General features: G+C 63.7%; 5 protein-coding genes. All 5 read right to left on the reverse strand.

Annotated features, from left to right (window positions below; all coding sequences use genetic code 11):
• Positions 1-94: 94 nt before the first annotated feature.
• The 5 genes from BM341_RS04490 to glgX all read right to left on the reverse strand — a co-directional run bounded on the left by BM341_RS04490 (position 95) and on the right by glgX (position 10,349).
• Entirely contained in the window at positions 95-274 is a 180-nt protein-coding gene (locus BM341_RS04490) for a hypothetical protein (protein ID WP_089793310.1), read from the reverse strand.
• A 188-nt stretch (positions 275-462) separates the two neighbouring features.
• Positions 463-2,676 carry a 1,4-alpha-glucan branching protein GlgB gene (gene glgB, locus BM341_RS04495; protein ID WP_089793313.1) on the reverse strand — a complete coding sequence of 738 codons (2,214 nt, stop codon included), beginning with the start codon at positions 2,674-2,676 and terminating at the stop codon, positions 463-465.
• On the reverse strand, positions 2,669-6,013 hold the full coding sequence (treS, locus tag BM341_RS04500; protein WP_089793315.1) for a maltose alpha-D-glucosyltransferase: 3,345 nt from the start codon (positions 6,011-6,013) through the stop codon (positions 2,669-2,671). The genes glgB and treS overlap by 8 nt, the downstream gene beginning before the upstream one ends.
• Positions 6,014-6,037: 24 nt before the next feature.
• Entirely contained in the window at positions 6,038-8,077 is a 2,040-nt protein-coding gene (locus BM341_RS04505) for an alpha-1,4-glucan--maltose-1-phosphate maltosyltransferase (RefSeq protein WP_089793317.1), read from the reverse strand.
• Between the two features lie 64 nt (positions 8,078-8,141).
• A complete protein-coding gene (gene glgX / locus BM341_RS04510) occupies positions 8,142-10,349 on the reverse strand; it encodes a glycogen debranching protein GlgX (protein ID WP_089793319.1) in 2,208 nt (735 codons plus the stop codon).
• Positions 10,350-10,366 lie beyond the last annotated feature (17 nt).

The raw sequence follows: 10,366 nt of genomic DNA on the forward strand, positions 1-10,366 counted from the left end.
GCAGGTCGCTGTAGCTTCTTTCTCACAAGCACCAGAGGACCGACGATCGACCGGACCTCTGACGCTCATGCCTGGGGCGATCACGCGTAGACGCTCAGCCGCCCCCGATGCCTTCGATCACGTAACCGGTGCCGCCGCACTCAGGGCATGCCTCGCCTTCCACGCGGCCACTGCCCTTGCAGTTACGGCAGATATCCTCACCGGTGCCCGGCGTGCCGGGTGGCGCATCGTCTCCGGGCTGTTCCGGCCGGGTATCGTCGTTGTCAGGGGTCATGTTCACCTCCTATGTGAGTCGATGGCCCGCCTGGAATTGTCAGGCGGCCCTTGCATCATCCTTGCCCATTAAAATTAAGCAGCCCCGGGGGAATCTGGCAAGCCGGGAATGACCTGGCTTTAGGAAAGGCCTCGATCCAGGCGCTTGTCCCAGGCGCCTGGTTCAGGCCCTGTCCCAGTCAGGCGAGCTCAACACGGCTGCAGTATGACCGCCGCCAGCCCCGGCAGGGTCAGCGACAGGCTGGCGGACTGGCCGTGCAGCGGCGCGTCGCGCGTCGTCAGTTCACCCGGATTGCCGATGTTGGCCCCACCATAACGCTCGGCGTCGCTGTTGAAGACCTCCTGCCAGGTACCCGGCAAGGGGACGCCAACGCCATAGTCGTAACGAGTGATCGGCGTCATGTTGGCCATGACCAGCAAGGGCGCGCCCTCGGCGCTCCAGCGCAGCCAGGCAAAGACACTGTTGGCCTTGTCATCGCCTACCACCCAGGTGAATCCGCTACTGTCGGTATCACGCTCGTGCAGGGCCGGCAGCTCGCAATACAACCGGTTGAGATCGCGCACCAGATCGTGAAGGCCGGCATGGCGAGGCTCGCCAAGCAGCGACCAGTCGAGTTCGCGGTCGTGGCTCCACTCGCGCCACTGGCCGAACTCGCAGCCCATGAACAACAGCTTCTTGCCGGGCTGGGTCCACATGACCGAGAGATACGCCCGCAGGTTGGCGAAACGCTGCCACTCGTCGCCGGGCATCTTGTTGATTAATGAGCCCTTGCCGTGCACGACTTCGTCGTGAGAAATCGGCAGCACGAAGCGCTCGGAAAAGGCGTAGACGAGCGGAAAGGTCATGTTGTGATGATCATAGGAGCGGTAAAGCGGGTCCGTGGCGATGTACTGCAGGGTGTCGTGCATCCACCCCATGTTCCACTTGTAGGCAAAGCCCAGCCCGCCCTCCGCGGTGGGCTGGGTGACGCCGGGCCAGGCGGTGGACTCCTCGGCGATCACTACCGCCCCGGGCACCTCCTCGGCGACCACGTCATTCAAGTGACGCAGGAAGTCGATCGCCTCGAGGTTCTCCTGGCCGCCGTACTGGTTGGGAATCCATTCACCTTCGTTGCGCGAGTAGTTGCGGTAGAGCATCGAGGCCACGGCATCGACCCGCAACGCATCGACATGGAAATGACGCAACCAGTGCAGCGCCGAGGCCAGCATGAAACCATGCACCTCGCGGCGTCCCAGGTTGTAGATATAGGTGTCCCAGTCCTGATGGAAGCCCTCGAAGGGGTGCTCGTATTCATAAAGCGCCGTGCCATCGAAGCGTGCCAGGCCATGCGCGTCGGTGGGAAAATGCGCCGGCACCCAGTCGAGGATCACCCCGAGCCCTGCCAGGTGGCAGGCATCGACGAAGGCGGCAAAATCCTCGGGATTGCCGAAGCGTCCGCTCGGCGCAAACTGGCTCAGTGGCTGGTAGCCCCAGGAACCACCGAAGGGGTGCTCCATGATCGGCAGCAGCTCGACATGCGTGAAACCCATCTCGACCACATAGGGGATCAGGTGCTCGATCAGGTCGTGCCAGTGATAGAGCTCGCCGTGATCCCCGCCGTGCTTGCGCCACGAGGCGGCATGCACTTCGTACACCGTCATCGGCCGGGTCGGCTCGTGCAACTCGCCACGCCGGGCGAGCCAGTCGTCGTCATGCCAGCTGAACGGCGTGGGGTCGGCCACCACCGAGGCGGTATGCGGCGGCATCTGGGTGGCCAGGGCGACCGGGTCGGCCTTGAGCGCCAGCGCCCCGTGGGCATCGAGAATCTCGTACTTGTAGGCCTCCCCCGGGCCGAGTCGCGGCACGAACAGCTCCCATACGCCGGCCGGATGGCGCAGGCGCATGAGATGGCGTCGCCCATCCCAGCCGTTGAAGTATCCCACCACCGAGACGCGCCGGGCATTGGGTGCCCACACCGCGAAGCGCACCCCGCTGATCCCATCGATCTCCATCGCCTGGGCGCCCAGGCAGTGCCCCAGCTGGCGGTGGTTACCCTCCCCGATCAAGTAGAGATCCATCTCCCCAAGCAGCAGCCCGAAGCTGTAAGGGTCCTCGGTGTCCTGCTCGCCGCTCGGCCAGCGGATGTGCAGGCGATAAGGCGCGGTATGCGGCAGCCGTGCGGCAAACAGGCCCGGGATCTGAATCGGCGACAGATGACAGCGCAACGTGCCGCTATCGCGTTCCACCACATCGACGCCCAACGCGCCCGGCAGGTAGACACGCAGCAGGCTGCCGTCATCGAAGTCATGAATGCCGAGCAGCGCGAAGGGGTCGGCATGCGTCCCTCTCGCCAGCGCTTCGGCATCGTCAGCGGAGACCCACAAGGCGCGGTCAACCACGTGTTTGGCGATCCGTTCAGTCATGCGATCCTCCCGCGTTCAATTGATCGACGATGGCCGCCAGGTAACGCAACGGCACCCCCAGCCAGGCAGGTCGATTGGCGGCCTCGTAGGCAATTTCGTAGGCGGTCTTCTCCAATACGAAAAGATCCACCGCTGCGGCCGGTCCACTCACCGCCTTCCACTGATGCGCCATGTCGTCGGTGGCCAGCCAGTAGGCATTAAGGAACGCCTCGCGCCCCCGGGTCAGAAAGTGTTCGGCGACGTTGTGTCCGGTGGCGAGATTGGCCTCGTCGGTCTCCCTGCCGGGGCGGGCCTCCTCGACCTTGGCACAGGCATAATCGAAGGAGCGCAGCATGCCGGCGACGTCGCGCAACGGGCTGTCCTTGGCACGACGCTCCTCGAGGGGCCGGGCCGGTTCACCCTCGAAGTCGATGATGTAGGCGTCATCATGCGCGACGAGGACCTGACCGAGATGCAGGTCGCCATGAATCCGCGTCAAGAGACTGCCCTCGGCGAGTTGTGCCAGGGAGCCGGCGGCCTCCAGGAGGGTGTCGCGTGCGGCGAGAACGCGCTCGGCGAGCTGCTGCTCGGCATCGCTGGCCGCGCCCTTGTGCCGTTCGAGCAGCACCAGGGCCTCCTCGATGCGCTCGCGTACACGCTGGGTCCATAGCGTCACATGGTCACCACCCGCCAGCCCTGGGGCGAAGGCCGGGTCATCGCTTGGCGAGGCCAGCACCCCATGCAACTCGCCCACCCGGCGTCCAAGGGTGGTGGCGAAGGCGACCAGCTCATCCAGCGCACCATAGCCGCCGTCTTCGCGGCCAGGTTCAAGCTCGCTGTCACTGACTGCCTCGCGAATCGCCCGCTCCAGGGTATTGCGCGTCCATGACCAGGCATCCCCCTGGTTGTCGATGAAGCCCTGCAGGATCATCAGCGTCTGCGGCATGCCCTGTTCATCAAAGCGCGTTACCTCGCCGTGCAATGGCGCGACATGGCTAAAGCCCCGCTCGCTGAGGTAGCGGCCGATCTCGGCCTCGGGATGCAGGCCCGGCTCGAGCCGGCGGAACAGCTTGAGCACCAGTTGCTGGTCGATGATGATCGAGCTGTTGGACTGCTCGGCCGACTGCTGCACCACCTCGGGCTGTTCGGGCAGCTCCATCTCGGCCAGGGCAGCGGTGGGGTCGAAGCGTATCTCACCGGAAGACGACTGCAGCGTGGCCCTTTCGCGCAGCGCCTTGAGCACCGCGATGGCAAAGGTGTCCAGGGTCGAGGCATCGGTGAGCAGCCCCACCTCGCGCCCGCGGCGCACGCGGGCCATGGCCAGCTGGAGCGGCAAGGCACGGGGCGACTCGTCCTCACCGAGGAAGGCCAGCGGCAACTGATAGCGCTCGGTCCCGTGGGTGTGCTGCACTTCCAGCTCGCTGAGCAGCAGCGCATGGTTAGCAGCATCCAGACGCGTCACATACAACAGACTGACACGGGCAATCTGCGCCTGCTTGCCCGCGAACCAGCGCCGCTTGGGGAGGTAGCTGGGCAGCGTCTCGCTTTCCAGCAATTGCCGCGGTCGCGCCTCGCCGATCTCCTCCAAGCGACGCTTGATGATCAGCGTAACGTAGTCGGGCATCGGCTCGGGCACCGGCACATGCCATTCCGGCATCGCGGTAGCCGGTGCCAGCATGAACCAGTAGAAGCCGTAGGGAGGCAGCGTCAGCTGGTAAGGCAATTGCCCTACAGGCGGAAAGGCGCTGCCGCCAACCATCTCCACCGGCACCTTGCCCGCGAACGCCGACAGCTCGAGTTCCACCGCCTGGGCGGTGCGGGCGACATTGGCCACGCAAAGCAGCACCTCGGTCTCGTCGTTGTTAAGCGTCATTTCCCGCAGGTAGGCCAGTATGTGGCGATTGGCCGGGTAAAGAAGACGCATAGCGCCACGGCTGAAGGCACGATGCTGGCTGCGCACCGCCAGCAGCCGGCGCATGCTGTTGAGCAGCGAATGCGGGTCGCGTACCTGCGACTCGACGTTGATCGCCTGGTAGCCGTAGAGCGGGTCCATGATCGGTGGCAACACCAGGCTCGCCGGATCGGCCCGCGAAAACCCGCCGTTGCGATCGACCGACCACTGCATCGGCGTGCGCACGCCGTCACGGTCGCCGAGATAGATGTTGTCGCCCATGCCGATCTCGTCGCCGTAGTAGAGCACCGGCGTGCCCGGCATCGACAGCAGCAGGCTGTTGAGCAATTCGACCCGCCTACGATCGCGCTCCAGCAGCGGCGCCAGGCGACGCCGGATGCCCAGATTGATACGCGCGCGACGATCGGCGGCATAATGGTTCCAGAGGTAGTCACGCTCCTTGTCGGTCACCATCTCGAGGGTGAGTTCGTCGTGGTTGCGAAGGAAGATCGCCCACTGACAGACGGACGGTATCTCCGGGGTCTGGCGCAGAATATCGGTGATCGGAAAGCGGTCCTCCTGAGCCAGCGCCATGTACATGCGCGGCATCAGCGGGAAATGAAACGCCATGTGGCACTCGTCGCCGTCCCCGAAGTAGGGCCGGGTATCCTCCGGCCACTGGTTGGCCTCGGCCAGCAGCATGCGGTCGGGGTAGCGCTCGTCGATCACCGCGCGAATCTTCTTGAGCACCACGTGGGTCTCGGGCAGGTTCTCGTTATTGGTGCCCTCCCGCTCGACCAGATACGGGATCGCATCGAGGCGCAGACCGTCCACCCCCAGGTCCAGCCAGTACTCCATGACCCGGATGACCTCGTCGAGCACCTGCGGGTTGTCGAAGTTGAGATCCGGCTGATGGGAATAGAACCGGTGCCAGAAGAACGCCTCCGCCACCGGGTCCCAGGTCCAGTTGGACGTTTCGGTATCAATGAAGATGATGCGCGTTTCCGGATACTTCTGATTGTTGTCCGACCACACGTAGAAGTCGCGCTCGGCCGAGCCTGGCGGTGCGCGGCGCGCCCGCTGGAACCATTCGTGTTGATCGGAGGTGTGGTTGATGACCAGCTCCGTCAGCACGCGCAGGCCGCGGCGGTGGGCCTCGGCGATAAACCGCCGGACATCCTCGAGCGTGCCGTAGTCGGGGCTGACATTGCAGTATTCCCCGATGTCGTAGCCGTCGTCGCGCCGGGGAGATGGGTAGAACGGCAGTATCCACAGCGTGTTGACACCCAGACTGACGATATAGTCCAGCTTCTCGATCAGGCCGTTGAAATCGCCGATGCCGTCATCGTTGGCGTCGAAGAATGACTTGACGTGCACCTGATAGATCACCGCGTCCTTGTACCATAGCGGATCATCGAGGAAATCCTGACTCTCGATGGCTTGCGTCTCGCTACTGGCCTCCATCATTGGGTTTCCCTCCCTGCAATATATTCAGCGCACCGGATGGATACGCCAGATGGCAAACGGCAAATGCCAGGGCTCAAGCCGCACCGACTGCCACTTGCCCTGCCATGTCCAGCGCTGTCCGGTCATTAGATCCTCGACGTGCAGCACCCCATCGTCAGGCAACTCAAGCTCCCAGAGTGGCAATTCGAAATCCCCCGCCTGCGCCTCGAACGGGTCGAGACACACGACCACCAGAACGAAGTTGTCGCGCGCCTCGGTACGCTTGCCGAACAGCAGCAACCGCTCGTTATGAATGGGGTAGAAGGCAATGCCCAGATGCGTCTGCAGGGCTGGGTTCTCGCGTCGGATGCGGTTGAGCTGGGCAATCTCGTAGCGGATATTGCCGGGAGCGGTGTAGTCCCGCGGGCGGATCTCATACTTTTCCGAATCGAGATACTCCTCCTTGCCCGGCACCGGCGCGCCCTCGCAGAGCTCGAAGCCGGAATACATGCCCCAAAGCCCCGAGCCCATCGTTGCCAGCGCCGCGCGCAGCAAAAAGCCCGGCCGGCCGCACGACTGCAGAAAGTAGGGATTGATATCCGGCGTATTGACGAAGAAGTTGGGGCGAAAGCCCTCGCGTAGCGGTGAGGCATTCAGCTGGGTGAAATAGGTCGTCAATTCCTGCTTGGTGTGGCGCCAGGTGAAGTAGGTATAACCCTGGTTGAAGCCCAGCTTGCCCAGACGTGACATCATCGCCGGGCGGGTGAAGGCTTCGGCGAGGAACAGCACCGACGGGTCACGCCCGCGGATATCGGCGATCAGCCACTCCCAGAACGGCAGTGGTTTGGTGTGCGGGTTGTCGACGCGAAAGGTCTTGACGCCCTCGTCGACCCAGCCCTGCACTATATCGCGCAGCTCGATCCACAGCGAAGGGATCGCGTCCTCGGCATAGAAATCGACGTTGACGATGTCCTGATATTTCTTGGGCGGATTCTCCGCGTAGCGGATAGACCCGTCGGGACGCCACGAGAACCAGCCGGGGTGTTCCTTGAGCCAGGGGTGGTCCGGTGAGCACTGAATGGCGAAATCCAAGGCGATTTCCAGGCCGTGCTCGGCAGCAGCGCGCACCAGACGGCGAAAATCCTCTCGCGTGCCCAGTTGGGGATGAATCGCTTCATGTCCGCCCTCCTCGCTTCCGATCGCATAGGGGCTGCCGGGATCATCCGGGCCGGCGACGAGGGCGTTGTTGGGTCCCTTGCGGTGCGTCTTGCCGACCGGATGGATGGGGGGAAAGTAGAGTACGTCGAAGCCCATGTCGCGGATCATCGGCAGCCGCTTGTGTACGTCGTTGAAGGTGCCGTGCCGGTTGGGGTCGTTGGTTTCCGAGCGGGGAAAGAGCTCGTACCAGCTGGCAAACTGCGCCTCGAGCCGCTCCACTTCCACGGGATAGCGCGCATCGCTGCGGGTCAGGTGGGGGCGCGTATCCGCCTCGTGCATCAGCTGCGCCGTCTCGCTCGACAGCAGCACGGCGACACGCTCGGCCTCCTGCTCAGCCTGGCTGAGTCGCGCAAGGACAGCCCCCAGCCCCTTGGCGAGCGCGCCTTCGCTGTTTTCGGCGGCCCGTTCCACCAGCCGGCGGCCCTCCTCGAGTTCGAGCGTGACCGACACGCCGGCCTGATGCTTCTTGGTCAGTTCGGAGCGGTAGGTGGCGTAGAGATCCCACCAGGCCTCGATGATGAAGGCATGACGCCCGACTCGGCGCGGGGTGAAACGCGTCTCCCAGATATCCAGGCCCAGCGGGCGAATCAGCTGCATCGCCTCGCGCTGCATATTGCCTTGATCATCGAACCAACAGACGGCGGCGGCCAGCACGTCATGCCCGTCGGCAAAGATCACTGCCCTGACGATCACCGGCTCGTCGACGATGGCCTTGGTGGCGAAACGCCCGTGATCGAGTGAAGGCTGCACGGATTCGATGGCGATACGTGGCGCCTTGACGGCGGCCAGCACATCGTCCGGGCCAGGCGCCTGTGTCACGACGCTGTCGATATCGGTATCGGTCGCGGGTTGCGGCGAGTAACTCATCGGCATGCTCCTCTTGCTCCCGCATTTCTTCCTGAAAGGCGGGCAGGTGAACGACCAGCCTGGGTCAACGCGTCGGGGTGACGGCCCCCGGGATGTCCTGTACCAGCTCCAGCAGGGTCAGCGAACGCCCCTCCATGTCATGCACGTCGCCAAAGGATCGATAGACGGGCGCCTCGTCCTGCGCATGGCTGGTGTCGAGACGGCACAGCCAATGGCTGCCGCGAGCGACCGCCGGCAGTGAGAACGTCACGCCTTCGTGATGGGCGTTGAACAGCAGCAGCAGCGTGACGTCATCGCCGGCGCGGCGGATGCCGGAGGGTTGTGCCCGCCCGTCGAGCAGCAGGCCGAGCGTACGCGCCTCGGGGTCTTCCCAGCGCTCGACGTCCATTTCCTCGCCATCGGGCGCCAGCCAGGTCACTTCTCGCAAGCCCATCTGCTCGTTGTATTCCCCGCTCAGAAAACGCCCGCGGCGCAGGATCGGGTAGCTCAGTCGCAGCGCAATCACCTGGCGCACATAATCGATCATCGCGTGGGCATCGGCGCCGAGGTTCCAGTCGACCCAGCTGATCTCGTTGTCCTGGCAATAGGCATTGTTGTTGCCCTGCTGTGTGCGCAACAGTTCATCGCCTGCGAGCAGCATCGGCGTGCCCTGGGAGAACAGGATGGTGGCGAAAAAGTTGCGGATCTGGCGCAGTCGCAGCGCCTGGATCTCGGGGTCATCGGTGGGACCTTCCACGCCATGGTTCCACGACAGGTTATTGTCGTGGCCGTCATTGTTGTCTTCTCCGTTGGCCTCGTTGTGCTTCTCCTCGTAGACCACCAGATCATGCAGCGTATAGCCGTCATGCGCGGTCACGAAATTGACCGACGCGAAAGGCCGCCGTCCACGCCGGTCGAAGAAGTCTGCCGAGGCCATCAGCCGCGTGGCGAGCTCGGGCAGTTGTCCTTCATCGCCTTTCCAGAACGAGCGAACGGTATCGCGGTAACGGTCGTTCCATTCCGCCCAGCCCGGTGGGAATCCGCCGACCTGATAGCCGCCGGGCCCGCAGTCCCAGGGCTCGGCGATCAATTTGACCTGGCTCAGAACGGGGTCCTGGCGGCAGGAATCGAGAAAGCCGCCACCCTCGTCAAAACCGTGCGGCTCGCGGCCCAGGATGGTCGCCAGGTCGAAACGAAAACCGTCGACACGCATCTCGGTGGCCCAGTAGCGCAGCGAGTCGGTAACCATCTGCAAGACTCGCGGGTGGCTCATGTTGAGCGTATTCCCGGTGCCGGTATCGTCGATGTAGTAGCGGTTCTCGTGGGGCATCAAGCGGTAGTAGGAGGCATTGTCGATCCCCTTGAGCGACAGGGTGGGCCCCAGCTCATTGCCCTCCGCGGTGTGGTTGTAAACCACATCCAGGATGACCTCGAGATTGGCCGCGTGGTAGCGCGCCACCATTTGCTTGACTTCGTTGATGCTCGCGCCGGAAAGATAACGCGAATGCGGCGCGAAGAACCCCAGGGTGTTATAGCCCCAGTAGTTGCGCAGCCCCTGCTCCAGCAGGTGTTGATCGTCGACGAAGGCATGAATCGGCAACAGCTCAACTGACGACACCCCCAGCGAGCAGATATAGTCCACCACCTCGTTGACCATCAGGCCGGAAAATGTCCCTCGCAGCGCCGCGGGCACCGAGGGATGGCGCATGGTGTAACCCCGCACATGAGTCTCGTAGATGATAGTGCGATCCCATGGCAGTTGAACATCCCGCGACCGCCCCCAGGTGAAGGCCGGATCGACCACCCGGCAGCGCGGCATGAAGGGGGCGCTGTCGCGTTCATCGAAGCTCAGGTCGCCCTCGGGGTCGCCGATGGTGTAGCCAAACAGCGCCTCATCCCACTGCAGTTCACCGACGATCTGCTTGGCATAAGGATCGAGCAGCAGCTTGTTGGGATTGAAACGGTGGCCATCTGTCGGGGCATAGGGGCCGTAGACCCGGTACCCATAGAGCTGGCCGGGTCGCGCATCCGGCAGGTAGCCATGCCAGATCTCGTCGGTATACTCGGGAAGTTCGATGCGTTCCAGTTCCTGCTGCCCCTCGTCATCGAACAGGCACAGCTCGACCCGCGTCGCATGGGCCGAGAAGAGAGCAAAATTAACACCCAGCCCATCCCAGGTGGCTCCCAATGGAAACGGCCAGCCCTCTCGCACCCGTGAGCGATTGAGGACTCCCGGCGATTCATCCGTCGTGACGCTCGCCTCACTGTCACCTAACGCATCCTGTTTGGTCATTCATCTCGTCCTTGATC

The sequence above is a fragment of the Halomonas korlensis genome (assembly GCF_900116705.1).
Classification (GTDB): domain Bacteria; phylum Pseudomonadota; class Gammaproteobacteria; order Pseudomonadales; family Halomonadaceae; genus Halomonas; species Halomonas korlensis.

What these genes read in the sequence shown, in the direction of transcription:
- treS (WP_089793315.1), bottom strand. Translation starts at nt 6,013, where the DNA reads ATGATGGAGGCCAGTAGCGAGACGCAAGCCATCGAGAGTCAGGATTTC.
- BM341_RS04490 (WP_089793310.1), bottom strand. Translation starts at nt 274, where the DNA reads ATGACCCCTGACAACGACGATACCCGGCCGGAACAGCCCGGAGACGAT.
- glgB (WP_089793313.1), bottom strand. Translation starts at nt 2,676, where the DNA reads ATGACTGAACGGATCGCCAAACACGTGGTTGACCGCGCCTTGTGGGTC.
- glgX (WP_089793319.1), bottom strand. Translation starts at nt 10,349, where the DNA reads ATGACCAAACAGGATGCGTTAGGTGACAGTGAGGCGAGCGTCACGACG.
- BM341_RS04505 (WP_089793317.1), bottom strand. Translation starts at nt 8,077, where the DNA reads ATGAGTTACTCGCCGCAACCCGCGACCGATACCGATATCGACAGCGTC.